This is a genomic window from Rhodococcus sp. K11/5 (assembly GCF_055193735.1).
Genome location: NZ_CM143721.1, coordinates 1,427,530 through 1,450,187, shown reverse-complemented (window position 1 = coordinate 1,450,187; position 22,658 = coordinate 1,427,530). Strand labels below are relative to the sequence as shown.

Here is a 22,658-nt window from a genome sequence, read left to right as displayed (position 1 = left end):
TTTCGGGCACGAAAGCTAGAGTAAGCGCCACCATGACTGAGATCTCCGACGCCGCGACCAGGCCGCCGTTCTACATCACCACCGCGATCGCCTACCCCAACGGCGATCCGCACATCGGTCACGCCTACGAGTACATCTCCAGCGACGTGGTGGCTCGGTTCAAGCGGCTCGACGGGTTCGACGTCCGGTTCCTCACCGGTACCGACGAGCACGGGTTGAAGATGTCGCAGACCGCGGCGAAGGAAGGCATCCCCACCGCGGACCTCGCCCGACGCAATTCCGACGCCTTCCAGGCGATGCAGAACGCTCTGAAGATCACGTTCGATCGGTTCATCCGCACCACCGACGCCGATCACCTCGAGGCGAGCCGCACCCTGTGGTCCAGGATGGCCGATGCCGGCGACATCTACCTCGACACCTACAGCGGCTGGTACTCGGTGCGCGACGAGGCGTACTACGCCGAGGGCGAGACGACGGTGCGCGAGGACGGCAGCCGCGTCTCCACCGAGACGGGCACCGAGGTGGAGTGGACCGAGGAGTCGACCTACAACTTTCGGTTGTCCGCCTACCAGGATCGGTTGCTGGCGCACTACGAGGCACATCCCGAGTTCCTGGCGCCGGCAACACGATTGAACGAGATCACCAGCTTCGTGCGCAGCGGACTCAAGGACCTGTCCATCTCCCGATCGACGTTCGACTGGGGAGTCCAGGTTCCCGGCGACCCGGCACACGTGATGTACGTGTGGGTGGACGCGCTGACGAACTACATCACCGGCGTCGGTTACCCCGATACCGAGGGCGAGTTCGCGAAGTTCTGGCCGGCCGATCTGCACATGATCGGCAAGGACATCACGCGATTCCACACCGTGTTCTGGCCGGCCTTCCTGATGTCCGCGGGTATCGAACTGCCGAAACGCGTGTTCGCCCACGGCTTTCTGTACAACAAGGGCGAGAAGATGTCGAAGTCGGTCGGCAACGTCGTCGACCCCTACGCACTGATCGAGGCGTACGGACTGGATGCGGTGCGCTTCTTCCTGCTGCGCGAGGTCTCGTTCGGCCAGGACGGCAGCTACAGCCACGAGGCGATCGTGATGCGCATCAACGCGGACCTCGCCAACGAGCTCGGCAACCTCGCGCAGCGCTCGCTGTCGATGGTCGCCAAGAACCTCGATGCACAGGTACCCACCCCCGGCCCCCTCACCGAGGAGGACGAGGCGATGCTGGCGCGCGTCGACGCGCTGCCGAACATCGTTCGCGCCCAGGTCGACGCGCAGGAACTGCACCTGTACCTGGAATCGATCTGGTCGGTGCTCGGTGAGACGAACCGCTACTTCTCGGCGCAGGAGCCGTGGGTGCTGCGCAAGACCGACCCGGCGCGCATGGCCACCGTGCTCTACGTGACCCTCGAGGTCCTGCGCGTGACGGTGTTGCTGACCCAACCGGTGATGCCCGACGCCACGGCGCGTCTGCTGGACCTGCTGGGGGTGACCGACCGGGACTTCGCCTCGGCCGGAACGCGTCTGACTCCGGGCGTCGCCCTCCCCAAGCCCGTCGGAGTGTTCCCGCGATACGTCGAGCCGGAGGACTGACCCCCCGGGGTCCGACGGGCTTCGAAGGGCCCCGACTCGTCAGTCGTGCGCCAGCTTCTCCAGTTCCTCGAGCGCGTTGTCGAGATGGGTGAGGAGGCGCTGCAACGACGGAACGCTGCGACGGTCACCGACCAGACCGAAGTTCACGTTGTCCGCGTTGGTGGCGAGCGTGATGTTCAGCGCCTGCCCGTCGAGCACGATGGACATGGGGTACACACCGTCCAATCGTGCACCGTTCCAGTACATCTCGGCGGAGGGCCCCGGGACGTTGGAGATGATGATGTTGAACGGCGGCGGGGTGTTGCGCACGAATCCCGGCACCGGGGTGAGCAACAGCGGAGCCATGACCGCTGCGCCGTAACCCAGGGCCTGCAGCGGCGACAGTCCGCGAATCATGTTCTTGGAGTCGTTCATCGAGCTCACGACCGAGGCCAGGCGTCGGTCCGCGTCGGGCTCGTGGGTTCCGAGGTTGCACAGCACCGTGGTGACCGAGTTGCCGCCGACCGCGTCGGAACCCGCTTCACGCGTGGACACCGGCACCATCGCGACGAGGGGCGCCTCGGGAAGAGCGTTGCGGTCCAACAGGTACGAGCGCAACGCACCCGCGCACATGGCCAACACGATGTCGTTGAGCGTCACTCCCAGTGTGGCGGCGATGTCCTTCATCCGCGACTTGGACCACTGCTGCGATGCGAAACGTCGGGCGCCGCCGATGGGGACGTTGAGCATGGTGCGCGGGGCGGTCAACGGCAACACCATGTCGTTGCCCCGTACCTTGCCGAGACCGATCTTGGCGACGGCGCCACCGAATCCGGCGAGCTCACCCGCGGTCTTCACACCCGTCGACACCCCGGAGGTGATGGTGGCCAGCGTTCCGGGCGTCTGGACCGCCGGGGCCCTGCTCTTCTCGAACAGCTTGGGGGCCCAGATCGGCCCGGAGTCGCGGGCGTCGGGATCGCACGTGAGGGTCTTCTCGAACAGCTTGAGCGCGGACACACCGTCGACGAGCGAGTGGTGGATCTTGCTGTAGAGCGCCACGCGGCCGTCCGCGAGGCCCTCGATGATGTGCAGTTCCCACATCGGCCGGTGGCGATCCAGCGGCGCGCTGTGTTCGGCGGAGACGTAGCGCAGGAGTTCCCGGACCCGCCCGGGTCGCGGCAGCATGATGCGCCGGACATGGTGTTCGAAGTCGAGTTCGTCGTCGTAGACCCACCGCACGGTGCCCATGAAGTTGACCGGGGGCGCCGGGCGTTTGCGGAACAGCTTGTAGACCTCGGTGGACTGGGCGAACTTCTCGTAGATCTGCATGCCGAAGTCCTCTCCGGCATCCTCCGGCGGTACGAACAGCTGCAATCCCCCGACGTGCATGGGGTGCTCTCGGGTCTCGGCGAGCAAGAACATCGACTCCGTGAACGGCATGAACGGCATTGAGCGGTACCTCTCCAGACTGGCGATCCACGTGATCTCGACGACCGTTCGTCCGTGACGTGACGCGCAGTACCACTATCGGTACTCCACATCACGAAACAGCATCGGTACCGACAACGTGGGGTCACGGTGTGACCCCAGTTACAACTATTCCTCGAGATCGTGTTTCATCGGAGCCCTATCGTGCGATTCATAGGACGACAAAGGAAACGGAGGGCCGCCACGTGAGCATCGCCTCGGTCAACACGCGCAACGCCCAACCCCACGGTCGGTCTGTGGTGGACGGGTACGTCATCTCGTCGGCGGCGCGGGCGCGCTCGGCGCTGCAACAGGGCGTGCCGATGTCGGCACCCTCCGTCGAACGCTCGGTCTTCCCCGGTGGCAGCGTGCAGTCGAAGGCGCTCGCCGCCTACCTTCGCTCCACCGTTCGTCCGTTCCTCAAGGTCTGGGCGCGTAGCCAGGCACTTCCCTGGCCGAACTCGCTCATCGACCAGGCGGCCCGCGTCATCCCGCCCGTGGCCGACACCTCCTGCGCGCCTGTGCGCCTCGAGCACTGCCGCGCGGAGTGGATCCGCACCGGCACCCCGCGTCGGGCCGGAAGCGACGGCCGTTCCGCCCGTCCGGACCGTCACTCGGATCGAGACCGGGTGGTTCTCTACATGCACGGCGGCGCGTTCGTCGTGTGCGGGCTCAACAGTCACCGTCGCCTCACCTCGCGCATCGCGAAGTCCACCGGCGCCGACGTGCTGTCGGTCGATTACCGCATGATGCCCAAGAACCCGATCGCGCACGCGGTCGAGGACGGCGTCGACGGCTTCCGTTTCCTGCTCGAGTGCGGCTATCTGCCCGAGCAGATCTTCATCGCCGGGGACTCGGCCGGCGGCTACCTCGCTCTGATGGTCGCGCTGACCCTCGAATCCCAGGGTCTGCCGAGAGCCGCGGGCGTCATCGCGCTCTCGCCCCTCACCGATCTGAACCCGTCTCGCAAGATGGCGCACCCCAACTCGCACACGTGCCCCGTGTTCCCCCGATCCTCGCTGCCCGCGCTCACGGTGCTGGCCGACAAGGTCGATGCGCGCATCGTCGTCGACGGCGAACGCGGCCCGCGCATCTGCCCGGTGGACGCCGACCTGTCGTCCATGCCGCCGGTTCTCATCCAGGTGGGGTCGACGGAGATGGTCTACCCCGACTCAGAGCTCATGGCGGAGCGCCTGGGCGAGGCCGGAATCGAGTGCCACCTCCAGGTGTGGGAGGACCAGGTGCACGTCTTCCAGGCCGCCGACTTCGTTCCGGAGTCCGATCGGGCCATCGCCGAGATCGGGGCGTTCGTCGACGCCCGCGCTCGTCAGACGGCTTGCGCACGTTCGTAACTCGTCGTCTCACGCGATTTGCGTCGATAGCGCCGTGCAGGTGTGAACTGTCGGTTACATTTACTTCATGGCCGTCAGTGGTAACAGAGAAGTAGACATCGAAGCCGAACCGTCCAAGGTGATGGCGGTGATCGCCGACGTCGAGGGCCTGCCCTCCTGGTCGGACGTACACAAGAAGGTCTCGGTGGTCACTCGGGACGACCAGGACCGTCCGGTGCGCGTCGAGATGACGGTCAGCATCATGGGTTTCACCGACGAGCAGGTCCTCGAGTACACGTGGGGCGAGAACTCCGTGGCCTGGGACATGGTGGAGAGCACCCAGCAGAAGTCGCAGCACGCCGAGTACCGGCTGACCCCGACCGACAAGGGCACCCACGTCGAGTTCGAGATGACCCTCGATCCGAAGATTCCGGTGCCGGGGTTCATCGTCAAGCGCGGCACGAAGTCCGTCCTCGAGACCGCGACCGACGGGTTGCGTCAGCAGGTCGTCGGCTGACGCGCTAACGCGCGGCCAACACCGCCTCGTACAACTCACGCTTGGACACCGCCGCCGCGGTGGTCGCCGCGACCCTCGCACACGCATCCTTGAGCCCCAGGCCGGCCCGAACCAGGTCCTCCACCTCGGCCACCAGGTCCTCGGGTTCGACCACCGCGGGGGTCGCGGCGGCGAGCACCACCGTGATCTCGCCGCGGACACCGCCGGCGGCCCACGCGGCGAGCTCCTCGAGCGGTCCGCGCTTGACCTCCTCGTAGGTCTTGGTCAGCTCCCGGCACACGGCGGCGCGTCGATCGCCCCCCAACACCTCCACGGCGTCGACCAGACATTCCGCCAACCGGTGCGGCGCCTCGAAGAACACGACGGCGCGCGATTCGGTGGTCAGGGTCTGCATCCACGCCCGTCGCTGTCCGCGCTTGCGGGGCGCGAAACCGTCGAAGCAGAACCGCTCGACCGGGAGTCCGGACAGCGCCAGCGCCGTCGTGACCGCGGACGGACCAGGCAGGCACGTCACCGCGATACCGGCGTCGACACACGCCGCCACCAATCGGTATCCCGGATCGCTCACCGACGGCATCCCCGCGTCGGTCACGAGAACAACCCGCTTTCCCGACGCCATCTCCTCGACCAGCCCCGGGATGCGGTCGATCTCCACCTGGTCGTAGAAGCTCACGATGCGCCCGGTGATGTGCACGGACAGGGCCGTCGCCAACGACTTCGTGCGTCGGGTGTCCTCCGCCGCCACGATGTCGGCCGACGCCAACGCCTCGCGCAGACGCGGCGACGCGTCTCCCGGATCGCCCATGGGTGTCGCTGCGAGCACCAGCACGCGTCGTCCTCTCTCTCGTCGGTCGGCCGCGAAGCCTACGATCGTGACGTGACCCTGCTGACCGATCGCGCCGATCCCGCGCGCGCACGTTCGGTGGGAACGTACTCCGCACCCGGACCCAGTCTGCCCCCCGCCGTGTTCGGCCCCGCCGACCGCATGCGCGGGTGGATCGCGACCGGCATCGTCACCCTCGTCGCGGCCATCACCCGATTCACCATGCTGGGCTACCCGACCGATGCGGGAACACCCGTCTTCGACGAGAAGCACTACGCCCCGCAGGGGTACCAGGTGCTCACCGGCGGCACGTGGGTCGAGGACAACCCCGGCTACGGACTGGTGGTGCACCCACCGATCGGCAAACAACTCCTCGCCCTCGGCGAAGCCGTCTTCGGGTACACCGGGTGGGGCTGGCGACTGACGTCGGCCGTGTTCGGCACCCTCCTCGTTCTGCTGGTCGTGCGCATCGTGCGCCGCATGACCCGCTCGACGCTGCTCGGCGTGATCGCGGGCATCCTGCTGATCGTCGACGGCATGAGCTTCGTGACCTCGCGCGTCGGCATGCTCGACATCTTCATGGTCGTGTTCGTCGTCGCTGCGTTCGGCGCGCTGATCCGGGATCGCGACGACGTGCGGGAACGGCTCGACCGCGTCGCCCGGGAAGGGCGCATCGCCGCCACGGTGTGGGGACCGAGGTTCGGCGTGCGCTGGTGGCGGTTCACGGCCGGCGTCATGCTGGGCCTCGCGTGCGGCACCAAGTGGTCCGGCCTCTACTTCGTCGCGTTCTTCGGGCTCCTGTCCGTCGCCTTCGACGTCGCGGCCCGCCGCCAGTACGGCGTGCAGCGCCCGTGGCTGGGTTCGGCGGTGCGCGACGTCGGTCCGGCGCTGTACGCGTTGGTGGCCGTGCCCGTGGTCGTCTATCTCGCGAGCTACTCCGGCTGGTTCGCCAGCGAGACCGCCGTGAACCGGAACGCGGTGGGAACCGACATCGGGACGGACGGAACCTTCTCCTTCGTTCCCGACGCACTGCGCTCGCTCTGGTATTACAGCGGCAACGTTCTCTCGTTCCACAGTGGGCTGACCAACTCCGCCGGCAACATCCACCCCTGGGAGAGCAAGCCGTGGACGTGGCCCATGGGACTGCGGCCGATGCTCTACTACTTCGCCGACGGAGAACGCATCGCCCGATGCGGCGAGGAGGGCAACTGCGTCAGGGCGATCATGCTCATCGGCACCCCGGCCCTGTGGTGGCTCGCGTTTCCCGTGCTCGCCTGGGCGCTCTGGAGCACCGTCGCACGCCGGGACTGGCGCTACGCCGCCGTGATCGTGGGATACGCGGCCGGCATCGTGCCGTGGTTCTTCTCCCTGGACCGCCAGATGTACTACTTCTACGCGGCCCCGCTCGCCCCGTTCCTGGTGATGGGAACGACCCTGGTGCTCGGCGACATCCTCGGCCGAGCCCGACGCGGCGAGCGGCGCACCCTGGGACTGTTGGTCGTCGCCCTGTACGTGGCGGTGGTCGTCGCCAACTTCGTCTGGCTGTGGCCGATCCTCACCGGAGCCTCGATCACCGACACGATGTGGCAACAACAGTTGTGGTTGCCCAGCTGGCGATGACCGCAAGGTCGTCACGAGCCGAACAGGTGTGCTACACCTGGAACCCATGAACCAGACCGAGAGCGCACAACCAGCCTCCGGCCTTCCCGGGCACACACGACCGGCCTCCGGCCTCCCCGGCGACCCACGACCGGCCTCCGGCCTCCCCGGCGACCCACGACCGGCCTCCGGCCTTCCCGACGGCCCCCGGTCCGACGCGGCCACCGACCTCGGCCGCCTGCTGGTCTCGCTCGGCGGTTCCATCTCCGACGAGGACGATCTGATGATGCTCCTCGATCGACTCGTCCACGCCACGGTGGGCGCCATCGAGGGCGCCGACTGCGCCGGGGTCACGATCGACCTGGGCGGTCGCCTCTACACCGCCGTCCACACCGACGAACGCACGTTGGCCGTGGACGCCGACCAGTACTCGGCGAACGACGGCCCCTGCCTCGAGGCCGCACGTACCGGCGAGGTGGTCCGCGTGGACGTCGACGAGTCCGCAGCGCGGTGGCCCGCATTCACCGCAGCGGCGCAGAAGGAGGGAATCCACTCCTTCCTCGCCGCCCCGCTGATGACCGCGGAGACCTCTCTCGGCGCACTCAACCTCTACGGCGCCCGCGTCTCTGCGTTCGAGAACGTGGACGCCGCCTTCGTCGAGATGCTGACCCGCGGGATCTCGCGGTCCATCGCGGACTTCGCGCGCTACCGCTCGGCGACCGAGGTGGCCGACCAACTCCGCGAGGCGATGTCGCACCGAGCCCCGATCGAGCAGGCCAAGGGCATTCTCATGGCCATGCACCGCGTCGACGCGGAGGCCGCGTTCTCGATCCTGCGGGAGCAGTCCCAGTCGTCCAATCGCAAACTGCGCGACATCGCCGCCGACGTGGTGTCCGCATTCAGCGCGGCGAACGGAAAGGCCTGACGGGCGACCGTCAGCGGCGGCGACTCAGTCGGCCACCGAAGAGACGGTCGACGCTGTAGGCGCCCGCACCGGTCCCGGCCAGCAGCAACGCACCGGCGCCGAGCGCGACGACCAGCTCCCACCCACCGTTCTCCACGAAGACTCCGTTCTCGAGGTGCACGAAGATCAGCGCACCCATCATGTTGACGAACAGCAGCAGTCCCGCGAGCGGCGTGAGCACGCCGAGGATCAGCGCGGCGCCGCCGATGAGCTCCACGAACGTGGCGAAGTAGGCGGAGATCTCCGGCATCGGGATTCCCATGTCGGTGAACGCGGCCTGCGTTCCCTCGATGCCGTTGGTGTCGAACTTCTGCCAACCGTGGGCGACGAAGACGACGCCCAGGCCGATGCGGGCCACCAGGGCGGCGAAATCTCGAACGAAAGCGGTCTTCACGGTGTGGTCCTCCACGGAGCTGGGTCGGATGTCGAGTCGAATGTGTCGGGCAGAGGATGACACAGGCGAAGTTGAAGCGTCAACTAAGTGCCGTCGGGCCGGCTCGGCTCGACCTTCAGGGCGGTACGAACGAGCTTCACCGCGTCGTCGTCCCCGATCCCGGCCCGCCGCGCGGCGTGCACGTACTCCGTCGCCGCGCGTTGCACGGCCGTTCGCGACGGATCCGGACCCGACGCGACGAAGGTGCCGGACCGACCCCGCGTGACGATGACACCGTCCTGCTCGAGCGCTCGATAGGCCTTCGCGACCGTGTTCGGCGCGATGTCGAGGTCCGCGGCCATTCCCCGCACCGTCGGCAGCTTCGACCCCGCGATCAACTGACCGCGCCTCACCTGTGCAACCACCAGCGCTCGCAACTGTTCGAACGGCGGAACCGGCGAATCATGGTCGATCTCGAATGTCATGTCCCCTCTTCGATCTCCCCGACCGATGCCATACTCCAGCAATGTCCGATGACTCTCGACCGAACTCCGTCCCCGACTCGAACGTCACCATCTTTCACAACCCACGGTGCTCCACGTCGCGCACCGTCCTGAAGATGATTCGAGACAAAGGGGTCGAACCGACCGTCGTGAAGTACCTCGACTCCCCCTGGGACGAGACGGGACTGCGCGCCCTGCTCTCCGACGCCGGTCTCACCCCGAGCCGGGCAGTGCGGCGTCGGGAACAGCTGTACAAGGACCTCGGCCTCGCGAACGCCGACGACGAGACCCTCCTCGCCGCGATGGTCGAGCATCCGATCCTCGTGGAACGGCCCTTCGTGGTGACCGCCCGCGGCACCGTCCTCGCCCGGCCGGCAGACTCCGTCGACTCGGTTCTCTGACACCGGCACGGCCGGCACAGTCTCGTCAGGCGAGCGAATCCCTCGCGATGGGGCACGACATGCACCGCGGGCCGCCGCGACCGGAACCGAGTTCGGAACCCGCGATGCGCAACACCTCGATACCCGACGCTTCCAGCCGGGCGTTCGTCTCGACGTTGCGTTCGTAGGCGACGACGACGCCGGGTGCGAGCGCGAGAGTGTTGTTGCCGTCGTCCCACTGCTCGCGTTCGGCCGTGACGTTGTCCAGTCCGGTGTCGATGACGCGAAGTTTGGCGATCCCCATCGCGTCGGCGGCCGCGTCGAGGAACGGATCGGCGCCGCGTATCCGGACGTCGTCGCCCTCCCGCCGAATGGTGAACGCGGACAGCGTGTCCTGAATGATCGGGTACATCACCACCGCGTCCGTGTCGACCATCGTGCACACGGTGTCCAGGTGCATCGATGCTCGCTCCTGCGTGATCGGTACCACCAGAACCGTGTGCGCGAGCTCGTCGTCGAACAGACTGCGCGCCAACGCTTCCGCCCCGGCCGGGGTGGTCCGTTCCCCCACCCCGACGGCCACCACACCCGGTGCGAGAAGCAGCACGTCGCCGCCCTCGACGGGCGCGGTGTGCGACTCGTAGGCACGACGCACACCGAGGAACCGCGGATGGAAGGCGTAGATCAGATCCGTCAGGGACGTCTCCCGCACGCGAGCGGCCAGTGCGAGCGCGGTGGTCGCGACACGCGTGCCGATCCAGAACGACGAGTCCCGCGTGAACAGCAGGTTGGGCAGTGGGTCGATGACGAAGTCGGCGCCGTGGTGCATGCGGCGGACCAGCGAGACCCCGGAGCTGTCGGCGATGGGAAGTTCGTCGAACGTCATGCCCGCCATGAGTACGTTCGCCAGCTCGGGCGCGGGCAGCGCCCGCAGGTAGGTCGCGAGATCCCGAGCGAGCACGTGCCCCAGACGGCGCGCGTCGACCGCGGCGGCGACCCCCTGAACCCGCGCCGCCCCGCTGACCTCCAGGGTCTGGGTGAGCAGATCGCCGAGCAGGAGGACCTCGACGCCGCGTCCGACGAGCAGGTCGGCGAACGCGTCGTGCTCCTCGCGCGCCCGGTCCACCCACGGCAGACCGTCGAACAGCAGTTGATCGTTGTTGCGCGGGGTCAGCCGACGCAGTTCGTCACCGGGGCGATGCAGGAGCACCGAGCGCAGCGTTCCCACCTCGGAATCGGCGCCGAGGGTCACGGCAGCCGGGGACGCGTCGTCGGTCATGGGTCGACGGTAGCCCCGAGCGGGGCTCCGTGCGCACCGCGAACGATCAGGCTCGCGGCAGCAGTTTCGTGAACTGGGCGTTGGCTGCCCGCATCAGGATCTCGTAGGGGCGGGCGAACTTGCGAGAGATCCAGTACAGGACGCGAATGTCGTTGGAGGAGTAGACCAGGAAGTGTCCGCGGGCCATGCCGTCGAGGATCTTCGTGGCCACGGCCTCGGGCAGCGCGGCGCGGGACTCGAACCGGTGCTGCAGTTTCTGCACCCGCGGGTCGTTCCGATCGACACCCGCGATCTGGACGGTCTCGACGAGCGGCGTCTTCACCGCACCCGGCACCACCAGGCTCACCCCGATGCCGTGGCGCTCGAGATCGAACCGCAGCACCTCCGACACCCCGCGCAGGCCGTACTTCGATGCGCTGTACGCGGCGTGCCACGGGTAGGCCAACAGGCCGGCCGACGAGGAGACGTTCACCAGATAGCCCCCGCGACCGGCGGCGATCATCGGCGGCAGGAAGGTCTCGATGACGTGGATCGGACCCATCAGGTTCACGTCGATCATCGACTTCCAGTGCCGGTGCTCGAGATTCTCCACCGTCCCCCAGGCCGAGATGCCCGCGACGTTCATGACGACGTCCAGGCTGCCCATCTCGGCGTGCACCTCGGCGCCGAACTCGGTCACGGCCTCGTGATCGGAGATGTCGAGTGCTCGTGCGAGACAGGTGATTCCCGTCGTGGCCGCGATGTCGTCCACCACCGCCGCAAGACCGTCGGCCGCGATGTCGGTGAGCACCGGCCGAGCCCCGGCCGCGGCCACCGCGTGCGCCGTCGCGCGTCCGATTCCGCTGGCGGCGCCGGTGATCAGCACCTTCTTCCCCGCCAGTTCCGACACCGTGATCCGTCGTCCGCGTAGCACCATGGTCGAACCCTACCGTCGGTGATCCGCGCACCACACCGACTTGTCACCACCGACGGAACAGGGCCAGAATCGTGTGTCATGGCACTCATCTCCCCCGGTTTCACCGGCCGCAGGCGCGGTGACGAGAGTCGTACGCCTCCGGGTCAGTACCTCACGAAGGACTTCCCCGTCCTCGCGATCGGCCCCTCGCCCGCGGTGTCGCCCGAATCGTGGACGCTCGAGATCGTCACCGAGAGCGGCGAGAGTCGGCGGTGGACCCACGACGAGTTCGAACAGTTGCCCACCGAGACACCGACGGTCGACATCCACTGCGTCACGAAGTGGTCGAAACTGGACACGCGGTGGCGCGGCGTCTCTCTCGACGTTCTCCTCGACGGCATGACCACCGATGCCGGATACGCGGTCGCCCACGGCGTCGACGGCTACACCACGAACCTGCCCCTCGCCGATCTTCGGGGCGGGAAGGCGTGGGTGGTCACCGAGTTCGACGGCGCTCCCCTCACCCGTGAACACGGCGGTCCGGCTCGGCTGCTGGTACCGCACCTGTACTTCTGGAAGTCGGCCAAGTGGCTGTCCCGGCTCGAGCTGACGGTCGAGGACGAGCCGGGGTTCTGGGAGCGCGGCGGCTACCACGATTACGGCGATCCCTGGCGCGAGCAGCGCTACCAGGGCGACTGATCGGCGGTGCCCACCGACGATCGCGCCATCCCGTGGACGGTGGCCTCGGTCGCCGACGTGCGTCGGGAGACGCCGACGGCGCACACACTGGTTCTCGACGTCGACGGCTGGCGCGGTCACCGCGCCGGCCAACACGTCGACGTGCGGCTGACCGCCGAAGACGGCTACACCGCCCAACGCAGCTACTCCCTCGCGTCGGAACCGACGCCGGCACGCGACGGGACGACGCGACTCGAGATCACGGTGCAATCCGTGCCCGACGGCGAGGTGTCGTCGTACCTCATCGGCCACGTCACCGCCGGTGACCGCCTCGAGATCCGCGGGCCCATCGGACGCTGGTTCGTGTGGCCGCCGCCGCCCACGACCGACACGGCGGCATCGCCGGTTCTTCTGGTGGGTGGCGGTTCCGGCATCGTTCCGCTGCGGGCGATGATGAGGGCCCGCGGCGACTCCGGGATTCCGTTCCGTGTCGTCTACTCGGTGCGCGAGCCGGACGAGATCTACTACGCGACGGACTTCGAGCACCCGGCAGCGGGGATCGAGGTGGCCACCCTGTTCACCCGACGTGCGCCTCGCGGAGCGGAACGGCCGGGCTCGGCGGTGAGGCGACCCCTCGGGCGCATCACCGTCGACGACATCGACGCCTTCGGCTGGCCCGCGAGCACGTCACCGCACTGCTACGTGTGCGGCCCGACGGGGTTCGTCGACACCGTCGCGGATCTGTTGGTCGACCGCGGTCATTCGCCGTCCCGCATTCGCACCGAACGCTTCGGGCCCAGCTGACGAGCCGGTTCAGAGACGGGTGGACATCTCGTCCTGGAAGTCGCGGACCGTGCGTTCGATTCGGTCCGCGTCGGCATCCTCACCGCGACGACGGGCGTCGTCTGCGCGCGATTGCATCACCCTGATCGCCTTGCGCAGTTCGTTGTCCGACATCCGGCGTTCTGTGGTGTCTCGGGTGGTGGTGTCGTGAGCCATCTCGGACTCCTTCCGTGGGGGCCGCGCAACCCGATACCCCACTGAAGTGGGCTGGGTCACACCGTGCGTCCAGTGTGCCCTGCCCCGACCGCCGACGCCAGAGCTCGCGAGGACCTACTCGCGAGTCAGGAGTGGGCGGGCGCCGACGAGCGGTCTCGCACGAAGCTCGACAGGCTCCGCGATGCGAACTCGCGGAAGTACGGAAGCTTCGCCGGGGGGACCAACGACGGCAGGATCAGGTGCCAGACCTGCTCCATGCGCGCCGGCGCTCCGTCGAGTCGAGCCGTTCCCTCGGCGACCATCAGAACCCCGCTGAGCATCTCCGACACCAGGCACGACGCGGTCTCGGCGTCGAGGGAATCGATCACGTCCCCGTGTTCGATGGCGCGCTCGAACAGGTGCACGAAGATGTTCTGCCACGTCGCGAACACGCTGCCGCGGGTGGGGTCCGGCGCGTCGACCTCGAGCTGCAGCCGGTACATGATGCGGACCAGGTTGTCGGAGTTCGCGAGATCCAGCACCGAGTACGTGATGCCGATGACCGACTCGAGCGCGGGCGAGCGGCTGTCCACCATGCCGGTGCACGCGGTGGTGACACGTTCGCGACCCTCGTCGACGAGCGCGCGGGCGAGTTCTTCCTTGGAGGCGAAATGGAAGTAGAGCGCACCCTTGGTCACCCCGGACTCGGCCGAGACCTGACTCAGGGTCGCGGTGGCGTGTCCGACCCGCAGGAACAGATCGGCCGCCGCCCTCAGGGCCGCCGATCGAGTTGCTTCCGCTCGCAGTTGCCTGACCATGTCGACTCACCTTCTACGCCGTTCATTGCACGCACCGTGGAGTCGTGTGACGTCGTCCACGATCGTGTCTGCTTTATCGCGCGCCTCATGATATGCACACAACCTGCATCATCGTGGGGTCTGACGGTGCACCATGTCGAATTTCCGGCGCTTCGCGCACGCGTGTCGGGTCACGTCACCGAAAAGGCCGCGACAACCGGACTTCGTGTTCGAAAAGCGTGTGCGAAATAAGCGTCGAGAACTCGAGTGTCATTCAGCGAAGAACGACGGATACGAAGATCTCGACGTCCCCGTCGCCGTACAGGCACTCGATCTCGGGGCCCGCGGCACGCTCGATCTCGCCGGCCGCGAGAGCCGCCTCCACCTCGGACCAGGTGTCCTCCACCTTGTCCGGCAATGTCATCGCCGGCGTGAAGACGGCGTACGCACCGGGCGGGAGGTAGACGAAGACGTCGCCCAGGGGAACGTCGTCCTCGGTGTCGCGCGGAACCCCGACCACGGCGTTGCACACTCCGCGCTGGTCCGGCGCATAGACGGTGTAGATCGTGGTTCCCTCGGGTTCGCGCTCGCGCACCCGCTCCCGCAGGAACGACACGAGGTCGCTGGCGCTGCTCTCGGGACCGGGGGCAACCCCCGGGGCCACCAAGCCGGAGAAGAGGGTGCTGGGGCGTGCGACGAGACGATGGTTCACGCGTCGGTCCCGGTGGTCGAACGGTCCGCCGTGGGGATGTACATCTCGATCTTGTAGGCGTGCGGATAAACCTCGTAATCGCCGGTGAATGCGCGGTCGATCGCTCCACTTTCCTCCGCGTGGGTTATCTCGTTCCAAATGGTCGTGAGCACCTTGGGAAACGAACCGACTGCCGAGAATTTGGCGTACGTACCGGCCGGGACTTTGGCGACGACGTGCCCGGCGCGAACCTCACCGCGAACGGCACGGTAACCGACGATCTGCGTGCTGTAGGACCCGATGACGGGAACGAAATCGGTATAGATGGCGCCAAGTGGTTCGCCGATATCCTGGTTGAGAATTCCCGACCACGCCCGCTCGAGGTTCACGTCGTACAGAGATCCGAGCGCGCGCTTGGGACTGCGCACCGGTAGCCCCGCAACCCAGGTTTCGGGAAGGTGGACTAGCTCGAACGACATGGCGGGCTCCCGGGACACGAACGGCGGATCTGGTGTGGGCGGCGGTATTCGATCGATTCCGTGATTCTCGACCCCGCGAGAAAACCCCGGCTGCACGATCCAGCTTGACCGTCACCATACATCGCGGCCATTCACCCAGAACGGACCGTCCGTTATCCCACTTCCTGTTGGCGGAATTCCGCGGTGGCGATCGGAATCCGCGACTCCGCCGGCTCCGGGGCACCGGATCGCCACTGGACGATCGCTGCTCCGGCGAGAATGGCTGCGCCCCCGAGCATCTGAACGGGGGTGATCGCCTGCCCCAACAGGACGCGCGCGGCGACCACCGCGCAGAGCACCTCCACCAGCGCGATCACCGACGCGGTCGAGGCACCGAGGGCGCGCGATCCGACGATGCCCAGCACGTACGCCATGGCGGCGCTGACCACCGCGAGCACCAGTACCGGCACCCACCAGGACAGAACGGATCCCGCGAGGGCCACGTCTGCGGTACCGGCGTGCAGGGGAAGGACACCGAGGGCCCCTGCCGCGAAGATGCCGACGGCGCCGACGGCCAGACCTGCCGCGGAGAGGACGAACGGATCGACGGCGTCGCCCTGCTTCGCGGAGACGACGAAGTAGAAGGCCAGGCAGACCGCGGCCGACAGACCCCAGGCCACACCGACGAGATCGATGCTCGCCCCGCCCGTCACGTCCAGGACGACGACGGCTCCGGTGAGGGCGACGACCACGCCGACCAGCGTCGGGACCGGGGGCCGACGCCGGGTGCGCATCCAGATCCAGCCGATCACCAGTATGGGAGCGAGGTACTCCAACATGAGCGCGACTCCGACCGACAGATGCTGGATCGCGTTGAAGAAGCAGACCTGCGCGCCGGCGACCGCGATGAGTCCGTAGGCGATCACCGTCACCGGCGCGCGCCGCAACCCGGCGATCGCGCTGCGCCCCACGAGGAGAACGAGCGGCAACAACACCACCGCGCCGCCCACGATGCGCGCGAGTACCGCCGCTTCCGGTGACCACCCCGTCTCGGTCAGAGCCTTGCCGAAGGGTCCGGACAGTCCGAACGACACGGCGGACAGCAGGGCGACGAGCACCCCCGATCGGGAGGTGCGGTGAACACCGGGAACGGCGGACATCGACGGGCCTTTCTCGCGGACACAGCGATGCGGCTGCGTCTGTCGATGCAACTGCGGCTGTCATGAGTGAAACGGTAGATTGGTCATGACACTAGAGACGGAGGAGGTCACGAGTCAAATGATTTTTGCTCATGACACACAGTCGGCGCTGGTCTGGGCGGCAGCCCTGGTGAACACCGCGGCCGACGAGGACGACCGGCTCACCGACGTCGCGACCCTGAACCGCCTGCTCGACGACCACGACTGGACCGGCCGCCGCGACGGCACCGACGACGAACTCGACGCCGTCCGAGCCCTGCGGCCTCGATGGCGAACGCTCTGGGACACCGACGACGTCGACCGACTGGTCGGAGCGGTGAACACCATGCTCGCCGAGTCCGACGCACGACCGCACCTGACCAGACACGGTTCGTGGGGATGGCACCTGCACGTGACACGCGACGACGCGCCGCTCGCCGATCGAATGCTCGCCGAGACCGCCGTCGCTCTCGCCGAACTCGTGCGGTCCGGACAACTCGAGCGCCTACGCACCTGCGAGGCCGACGATTGCGATGCCGTCCTGGTCGACCTGTCGCGCAACCGTTCTCGGCGCTACTGCGACACGGGCAATTGCGGCAATCGCACCAACGTGGCGGCCTACCGCGCACGCAAACGCACCTGACGTCCGCGCGACGATCGACCCGCTTCCGCGTGCCCGTCGAGGTGAACGAGTATTCGCAGATTCTGGCTCGCACAGAGGGGCGGCTGGGGGGCGTAGCGGGCGTTGATCGCGACCGTCGTCGGGGATCCGGCGTGAGCCGCGGTTCACCGTTCGGTGGGCGAACAAGTCGTGGAAAATACTGTGCCGGTGATGGTTTGGAGTTCCTGCGCGGCGACGCCGCGGCGCCTCGCTCCGGTTGACGGCGCCGCCGACGCGTGGCTAGATTCGCGATCACGGAGGGCGAACGACGGTTCGGTTCTTTCCCGTCTCGTTCGTTCTCGCCCACACCCCGGGAGCCCAGTCCATGTCGATGTCCACGGTCGGTACCGACACCATCACCCGAACGCACCTGAGCTCGTCCTGGGCTCGCGTCGCCTCGATGCTCGGCGGCATCGTCGAGGATCGCTCCGCCGGCGCTCGCGTGTGGTCGACCGCCGATGTGGAGTACCTCAACTGTGGCGGTTACGGCGCGTTGCTGCTGGGCGCACGGCACCCACGTGTCGTCGACGCGGTGATCGCGCAACTCGGTCGCCATCCGATCTCCACGCGAACGCTCCTCGAACCGCGAGTGGCCGAGGCCGCGGCCGCACTCACCGCGACCCTGCCCGACGCGTTGAGCAAGGTGTACTTCGCCTCGTCGGGCACCGAGGCCACGGAAGCCGCCATCAAGATGGCCTGCGGTGCGGGTCGTTCCCGGTTGATCGGTGCCCGCGGCGGGTACCACGGCAAGACCCTGGGCGCCCTCGCGCTGACGGCGAACCCCGCCTACCAGAACCCCTTTCGCGGTCGATTCGTCCCCGCCGCACATGTGCCCTACGGCGACCTGGCCGCGCTCGACTGCGCGTTGGGGATCGACGGTTCGGACGCGTGCGTGTTCCTCGAGCCGATCCAGGGCGAAGGCGGGGTCACCATGCCCCCGCCCGGGTATCTGTCCGCCGCGGCCGACCTGTGCCACCGCCGCGGGGCGTTGCTGGTGCTCGACGAGATCATGACCGGTCTGGGCCGCACCGGACTCGCCTGGGAGGGCGACCGGGAGAAGGTCGACGCGGATATCGTGCTGGTCGGCAAGAGCCTCGGCGGGGGAATCGTTCCGGTGTCGGCCGCCGTCGCCACTCCCGACGCCTTCCGCGCCTTCGACGTCGATTTCGCCCTCCACACCTCCACCTTCTCCGGCGCGCCGCTGGGGATGGCCGCGGCCTGCGCGGCGCTCGCCGCCATGGAGGAGGAGGGCCTCGTCGCGCGATCCCGACGCGTCGGTGAGCGGCTGTTGCGAGATCTGCGGTCCATCGCAGCCGACCACCCGGGCGGGCCGCTGCTCGACGTGCGCGGGCGTGGGCTGCTGATCGGCCTCGAGTTCACCGATGCCGGTGCGGCCGGGCACTTTCTCCTGTCTCTGCTCGATCACCGCGTCGTCACCAACCACTCCCTCAACGCCGGCCCGGTGGTGCGGCTGACGCCACCGGCGACGATGTCCGACGCGGACGTCGACTGGCTGCTCACCGCGTTCCGGGCCGCGTGCCGCACTACCGCCCACCTCGGTCGCCCCGCCCCGTCGGGGGACCGACCGACCACCGAGGATCACCGATGACCGTCCTGCTGACCGGAGCCTCCGGCGTCGTCGGGATTCCCACCCTCGACGCCCTGCGCCGCACCCATCACGTCACCGCACTCGCCGGCCGCCGGCCGGTCGACGGTGCGGACCGCGTGGTGCACGGCGACCTACGACGACCGCGATTCGGACTGGACGACGTCCAGTGGTCCCTTCTCGCAACCGATCTGGACGTCGTGGTGCACTGCGCCGGGGAAGTCGACTTCGCCGCGGACGCGGATGCCACCGCTGCCCTCAACGTGAACGGGGTCCGCCACGTCACCGAGCTGGCCCGCGAGGCCGGGGCCCGCATGGTGCACGTGAGCACGGCGTTCGTGGAGCAACCGGTGGTCCCGGACGTCACCGGCGGCGACGCCACGATGCACCCCGGCGCCTACATCGCGAGCAAGCGGGCCGGTGAAGCGATCGTTTCGCAGAGCGGGCTGGACTGGACCATCGTCCGCCCGTCGATCGTGTGCGGAGACTCCGAGACCGGCGAGATCTCGGAACTGCAGGGACTGCACACCCTCATCAAGGCTTTTCTGCGCGGAACGCTGCCCGTGGTGCTGTGCGAGGACGCGCTGCAGTACGACTTCGTGCCTCGCGACGTGGTGGCCGAGACCATCGCCGGAGTCGTCGATCACCCGGAATCGTTTCGGCGCCGGATCGTCTGGGCGACCAGCGGCGGCGCCGCCCTCGACATCGACGCGCTCATCCACGTCATGGTGGACGAGGCCACCGCCCTCGGCGTCGCCGTCCACGCGCCGCGACGACTGCACCCGGAGGTGTTCCACCGGCTCTGGAAGCCCGCCTTCTTCGACATGCTCGACGGGCCCGCGCGCGCCAAGTTCGCGAATCTGCTCGCGTCCGTGGCGAACCTGTTCAACACCAGTCCGTTTCCCACGTCGCTGGGATCGGATCGACTACCGCCTCGCCGCACGGAGGAAGACGTCGAACGCTACGCCCGTCTCACCGCTCGACACCTCGTGGCGCGCTCCCCCGCCGCCTATCCCTCGCTCGCTCCGACCGCGTAAAGGATTCTCACCATGTCCCCCTCCCTCATCGGCGTCAGCGCCGTCGTCGTCGGCGTCCCCGCGGACGAGGTGTTCGAGCGCATCGCGGACTTCGCCGACTTCGGCACTCACGTCCCGTCGGTGGACCGCATCACCGTCTCCGACGACGATCCGGCGTCGGGAACGCGCCTGTCGTCCTGGTCCGTGCACTTTCGCGGTGGACTGCTGCAGTGGGTCGAACGGGACGTCGTCGACCGCGCGGAACGGACGGTGGTGTTCGAGCAGTCGAGCGGAGACCTCGGATCGTTCGACGGGCGGTGGGCGGTGGGCGAACACGAACACTCCGATCTCGTGAACACCGGCAGTCGCGTCGGCATCACCTTCGACGCGGCCGTCGACATCGGCATTCCGTCGATGGCCGATCTGCTCAACCCGGTCGCCGCAACGGAACTCGCCGACGGCGTGCACCGCATCGTCGACGGGCTGTTCGCCGCGGGTGTGCTGTCGGTCACGACGTCGGCGAACGACGCTCCAATTCGCCGGTGAGACGCACGATCTCGCCGTTGCGCTCGAGAAGTCGGTCCGTGACGGGATTGACGATGCCGCGCAGCAGCGACACCGGAACCCACCGCCTCGGCACCTGGATCCGCGCCGACCGCTTCTCGATACCCCGCACCGCGGCCTTCGCGAACGTCTCGGGTGTCAACGGCGTCAAGAGGAACGACGGAAAGGCCTTGGACACCAGCGCGGTCGCGATGGAGTCGGAACCGAACGCCACGTCCGCGATGGGCGTCGCCACCCACCCCGGATACAGCACGCCCGCCGTCGCCTCGGTGCCGGCGAGCTCGACGCGCAGCGCCCGCCCGATCTGCTCGACCGCCGCCTTCGACGCCGCATAGGGGGCGTTGGCCAGCCCGTTCAGATACGCGTACGTCGACGACGTCAACAGGACGTACCCGCCCGAGTCCACGATGTGCGGCAGCGCCGCCCGCACGGTGTTCCAGACTCCCTGCAGGTTGACGCCGATGACCCGTTCGAACACCCCGTCCGCCACCGAGGCGATGGTGGACGCCTCACGGCCGCTGGCGATTCCGGCGTTCGCGATCACCACGTCGAGCCGCCCGAACCGGGACAGTGTCCGCTCGACGGCCGCGTCCAGCTGGGCGCGATCGGTGACGTCGGCGTGCGCGACGAGGACCCGGTCCGGTCCGAGCCGCGCGGCCACGCCGTCGACGTCCGAGCCGGGAATGTCGACCAGCATCACCGAGGCGCCGCGGCGGTGCAGATTCGTCGCGATGGCGGCGCCGATTCCCCCGGCCCCACCGGTGACGAGAACGACGCTGTCGCGGCGGAGCCGGCCTCGCCGACGCGGGAGGTTCATTCGCTCGCCCCGACCGTCTCGCGGAGATCGGCGTGGCGCGCGATCCGGTGATGCTCGGGACGAAAGTTCCTCGCCCAGCGGCGGAACGTGAAGCTGAAGCCGGGGAACATCGCCACGACGTGCCCGGACTTGGACTGGTACCAGCTGTGGCAGCCACCGTCCTTCCACACGGTGCCGTCCATTTCCTCGTGGATGGTGTCGGTGTAGTCCTGCTCGGCCGCCGCGGTCACCTCGATGGACGCGGCACCGGCGTCGCGCACCGCGGAGATCGCCCGTGCGATGTACTCCATCTGCGCCTCGATGAGGAAGATCGCGGAGGTGTGTCCGATGCCGGTGTTGGGGCCGGTGACCACGAACAGGTTGGGGAAATCGGGAATCGTGGTGCCGAGGTAGGCGCGCGGGTACGGATCCCAGACGTCGGCCAGGGCCTTTCCGTCTCGGCCGACGACGGGGTAGGAGATGACACCGTCCGTCGCGTCGTACCCGGTGGACCACACGATGACGTCGAGATCGAGGTGCTCGCCGCCGGTGGTGCGAATTCCGGTCTCGGTGACCTCGGCGATTCCGTCGTCCGCGGTGTGCAGGCTGACGTTCGGAGACGCAAGGGCCGGATACAGCGTGTTGGACAGCAGGATTCGCTTGCATCCGATGGTGTAGTCGGGGGTCACCGCGGCACGCAGATCGGGGTCTCGCACCTGCTCGGCGATGAGCTTGCGCGCGCTGCGCTCGGCGACCAGGGCGAGCCCGCGCCGCGAGTACTTGAACCCGATGATGCGGGTCTCGAGGGTCCAGTAGATGGCCGCCCGTACCGCACGCCGGACCGGTTCGAACCGCAGAAGGCGACGCTGGAGCGGGGTGAACTCGCGATCGTTGCGCGGCATCACCCAGTGCGGGGTGCGCTGGAAGACGTGGAGGTGCTCGACGTCGGGGGCGATCGCCGGGATCACCTGCGCGGCACTGGCTCCGCTGCCGACGATGGCGACACGCTTGCCGCCGTGGTCCAGCTCGCGATCCCAGTCGTTGGTGTGGAACTGTGTGCCCCGGAACGTCTCTCGCCCGGGAAAGTTCGGGATGACCGGGGTGCTGAGCGGACCGCTGGCGTTGACGACGAACCGGGCCTCGAACGGCCCCGCCGAGGTGGCGATCGACCAGTGATCGCCCTGCCATTCGATCCGCTCGACGTTCGTGTCGAGGTGGATCCGATCGAGGATGCCGTTGCTTCTCAGCACGTGATCGGTGTAGCGCTCGAGCTCCTCGCGCTCGGCGAACATCCGCGTCCAGTCGAACGGCTCCGAGGCGATCGAGTAGAGCGGGCTCTGCACGTCGACCGCGGCGCCGGGATAGCGGTTCTGCTTCCAGGTGCCGCCGGCGAACGATCGCCGTTCCAGCACCGCGAAGTCCTCGATCCCCATTCGGCGGAGCGCTTTCGCGGCACACTGCCCGCCGAATCCGCTGCCGATGATCACGACGGTGTACCTGTGCATCCACGTCCCCCTGATTGTCGCCGACCGGTCC

25 protein-coding genes are annotated in these 22,658 nt (G+C 68.0%); 12 read left to right on the top strand and 13 right to left on the bottom strand.

From position 1 onward, the window contains the following. Positions 1 to 32: 32 nt before the first annotated feature. The gene (gene metG / locus ACY466_RS07045) at positions 33 to 1,589 is read left to right on the top strand and encodes a methionine--tRNA ligase (RefSeq protein WP_463251014.1); all 1,557 of its coding nucleotides are present in this window, start codon (positions 33 to 35) and stop codon (positions 1,587 to 1,589) included. 39 nt (positions 1,590 to 1,628) lie between these two features. Here metG and ACY466_RS07040 read toward each other — a convergent pair whose 3' ends face one another. Next, the gene (locus tag ACY466_RS07040) at positions 1,629 to 3,017 is read right to left on the bottom strand and encodes a WS/DGAT/MGAT family O-acyltransferase (RefSeq protein WP_463251011.1); all 1,389 of its coding nucleotides are present in this window, start codon (positions 3,015 to 3,017) and stop codon (positions 1,629 to 1,631) included. A gap of 224 nt (positions 3,018 to 3,241) precedes the next feature. Between ACY466_RS07040 and ACY466_RS07035 the strand changes: the two genes are divergently transcribed. After that, positions 3,242 to 4,387: an alpha/beta hydrolase gene (locus tag ACY466_RS07035; protein ID WP_463251009.1), complete on the top strand. Its 1,146-nt coding sequence runs from the start codon at positions 3,242 to 3,244 to the stop codon at positions 4,385 to 4,387. Between the two features lie 67 nt (positions 4,388 to 4,454). Further along, positions 4,455 to 4,883 carry an SRPBCC family protein gene (locus ACY466_RS07030; RefSeq protein ID WP_463251006.1) on the top strand — a complete coding sequence of 143 codons (429 nt, stop codon included), beginning with the start codon at positions 4,455 to 4,457 and terminating at the stop codon, positions 4,881 to 4,883. A gap of 4 nt (positions 4,884 to 4,887) precedes the next feature. On the opposite strand, the gene rsmI is transcribed toward ACY466_RS07030, so the two are convergent. After that, positions 4,888 to 5,688: a 16S rRNA (cytidine(1402)-2'-O)-methyltransferase gene (gene rsmI / locus ACY466_RS07025; protein WP_463252167.1), complete on the bottom strand. Its 801-nt coding sequence runs from the start codon at positions 5,686 to 5,688 to the stop codon at positions 4,888 to 4,890. 72 nt (positions 5,689 to 5,760) lie between these two features. Here rsmI and ACY466_RS07020 point away from each other — a divergent pair, with 72 nt between their 5' ends. Further along, positions 5,761 to 7,326 (top strand): dolichyl-phosphate-mannose--protein mannosyltransferase, encoded by a 1,566-nt coding sequence (locus tag ACY466_RS07020; protein WP_463251005.1) that lies wholly within the window; start codon positions 5,761 to 5,763, stop codon positions 7,324 to 7,326. A 46-nt stretch (positions 7,327 to 7,372) separates the two neighbouring features. Beyond that, complete coding sequence (locus tag ACY466_RS07015) at positions 7,373 to 8,230, top strand: ANTAR domain-containing protein (RefSeq protein WP_463251003.1); 858 nt, start codon at positions 7,373 to 7,375, stop codon at positions 8,228 to 8,230. Positions 8,231 to 8,240: 10 nt separating this feature from the next. Here the strand turns inward: ACY466_RS07015 and ACY466_RS07010 are convergent, their stop codons facing one another. Both ACY466_RS07010 and ACY466_RS07005 read right to left on the bottom strand, forming a co-directional pair. After that, complete coding sequence (locus ACY466_RS07010) at positions 8,241 to 8,663, bottom strand: DoxX family protein (protein WP_463251001.1); 423 nt, start codon at positions 8,661 to 8,663, stop codon at positions 8,241 to 8,243. Between the two features lie 83 nt (positions 8,664 to 8,746). Beyond that, positions 8,747 to 9,127, bottom strand: coding sequence for a GntR family transcriptional regulator (locus ACY466_RS07005; protein WP_463250999.1), 381 nt, complete (start codon positions 9,125 to 9,127; stop codon positions 8,747 to 8,749). A gap of 41 nt (positions 9,128 to 9,168) precedes the next feature. Here ACY466_RS07005 and arsC point away from each other — a divergent pair, with 41 nt between their 5' ends. Further along, positions 9,169 to 9,546 (top strand): arsenate reductase (glutaredoxin), encoded by a 378-nt coding sequence (gene arsC, locus ACY466_RS07000; protein ID WP_463250998.1) that lies wholly within the window; start codon positions 9,169 to 9,171, stop codon positions 9,544 to 9,546. A 25-nt stretch (positions 9,547 to 9,571) separates the two neighbouring features. On the opposite strand, the gene arcA is transcribed toward arsC, so the two are convergent. Then, positions 9,572 to 10,804 carry an arginine deiminase gene (arcA, locus tag ACY466_RS06995; RefSeq protein ID WP_463250996.1) on the bottom strand — a complete coding sequence of 411 codons (1,233 nt, stop codon included), beginning with the start codon at positions 10,802 to 10,804 and terminating at the stop codon, positions 9,572 to 9,574. A gap of 46 nt (positions 10,805 to 10,850) precedes the next feature. Continuing rightward, entirely contained in the window at positions 10,851 to 11,720 is an 870-nt protein-coding gene (locus ACY466_RS06990; RefSeq protein ID WP_463250994.1) for an SDR family oxidoreductase, read from the bottom strand. A 78-nt stretch (positions 11,721 to 11,798) separates the two neighbouring features. On the opposite strand from ACY466_RS06990, the gene ACY466_RS06985 reads away from it, so the two are divergent. Both ACY466_RS06985 and ACY466_RS06980 read left to right on the top strand, forming a co-directional pair. Then, positions 11,799 to 12,398, top strand: coding sequence for a sulfite oxidase-like oxidoreductase (locus tag ACY466_RS06985; protein ID WP_463250992.1), 600 nt, complete (start codon positions 11,799 to 11,801; stop codon positions 12,396 to 12,398). 6 nt (positions 12,399 to 12,404) lie between these two features. Continuing rightward, a complete protein-coding gene (locus ACY466_RS06980; protein WP_463250989.1) occupies positions 12,405 to 13,181 on the top strand; it encodes a ferredoxin reductase in 777 nt (258 codons plus the stop codon). A gap of 9 nt (positions 13,182 to 13,190) precedes the next feature. Here ACY466_RS06980 and ACY466_RS06975 read toward each other — a convergent pair whose 3' ends face one another. The 5 genes from ACY466_RS06975 to ACY466_RS06955 all read right to left on the bottom strand — a co-directional run bounded on the left by ACY466_RS06975 (position 13,191) and on the right by ACY466_RS06955 (position 16,461). Next, the gene (locus ACY466_RS06975) at positions 13,191 to 13,376 is read right to left on the bottom strand and encodes a hypothetical protein (protein ID WP_463252409.1); all 186 of its coding nucleotides are present in this window, start codon (positions 13,374 to 13,376) and stop codon (positions 13,191 to 13,193) included. A 125-nt stretch (positions 13,377 to 13,501) separates the two neighbouring features. After that, positions 13,502 to 14,173 (bottom strand): TetR family transcriptional regulator, encoded by a 672-nt coding sequence (locus ACY466_RS06970; RefSeq protein WP_463250988.1) that lies wholly within the window; start codon positions 14,171 to 14,173, stop codon positions 13,502 to 13,504. A gap of 253 nt (positions 14,174 to 14,426) precedes the next feature. Then, entirely contained in the window at positions 14,427 to 14,864 is a 438-nt protein-coding gene (locus ACY466_RS06965) for a GyrI-like domain-containing protein (RefSeq protein WP_463250986.1), read from the bottom strand. Next, positions 14,861 to 15,322, bottom strand: coding sequence for an effector binding domain-containing protein (locus ACY466_RS06960; protein WP_463252166.1), 462 nt, complete (start codon positions 15,320 to 15,322; stop codon positions 14,861 to 14,863). Before ACY466_RS06960 ends, ACY466_RS06965 begins: the two co-directional genes overlap by 4 nt. Positions 15,323 to 15,474: 152 nt before the next feature. After that, positions 15,475 to 16,461 carry an EamA family transporter gene (locus ACY466_RS06955; protein ID WP_463250983.1) on the bottom strand — a complete coding sequence of 329 codons (987 nt, stop codon included), beginning with the start codon at positions 16,459 to 16,461 and terminating at the stop codon, positions 15,475 to 15,477. Positions 16,462 to 16,579: 118 nt separating this feature from the next. Between ACY466_RS06955 and ACY466_RS06950 the strand changes: the two genes are divergently transcribed. From ACY466_RS06950 to ACY466_RS06935, 4 genes are all read left to right on the top strand, one after another. After that, positions 16,580 to 17,122: a CGNR zinc finger domain-containing protein gene (locus tag ACY466_RS06950; RefSeq protein WP_463250981.1), complete on the top strand. Its 543-nt coding sequence runs from the start codon at positions 16,580 to 16,582 to the stop codon at positions 17,120 to 17,122. A 343-nt stretch (positions 17,123 to 17,465) separates the two neighbouring features. Continuing rightward, on the top strand, positions 17,466 to 18,749 hold the full coding sequence (locus ACY466_RS06945; RefSeq protein WP_463250980.1) for an aspartate aminotransferase family protein: 1,284 nt from the start codon (positions 17,466 to 17,468) through the stop codon (positions 18,747 to 18,749). After that, on the top strand, positions 18,746 to 19,783 hold the full coding sequence (locus tag ACY466_RS06940) for an SDR family oxidoreductase (RefSeq protein WP_463250978.1): 1,038 nt from the start codon (positions 18,746 to 18,748) through the stop codon (positions 19,781 to 19,783). The genes ACY466_RS06945 and ACY466_RS06940 overlap by 4 nt, the downstream gene beginning before the upstream one ends. Before the next feature lie 12 nt (positions 19,784 to 19,795). Then, complete coding sequence (locus ACY466_RS06935; protein ID WP_463250977.1) at positions 19,796 to 20,308, top strand: SRPBCC family protein; 513 nt, start codon at positions 19,796 to 19,798, stop codon at positions 20,306 to 20,308. Here ACY466_RS06935 and ACY466_RS06930 read toward each other — a convergent pair. Further along, complete coding sequence (locus tag ACY466_RS06930) at positions 20,271 to 21,143, bottom strand: SDR family NAD(P)-dependent oxidoreductase (RefSeq protein ID WP_463250975.1); 873 nt, start codon at positions 21,141 to 21,143, stop codon at positions 20,271 to 20,273. The genes ACY466_RS06935 and ACY466_RS06930 overlap by 38 nt on opposite strands. Beyond that, a complete protein-coding gene (locus ACY466_RS06925; RefSeq protein WP_463250973.1) occupies positions 21,140 to 22,627 on the bottom strand; it encodes a flavin-containing monooxygenase in 1,488 nt (495 codons plus the stop codon). Before ACY466_RS06925 ends, ACY466_RS06930 begins: the two co-directional genes overlap by 4 nt. Positions 22,628 to 22,658: the final 31 nt, after the last annotated feature.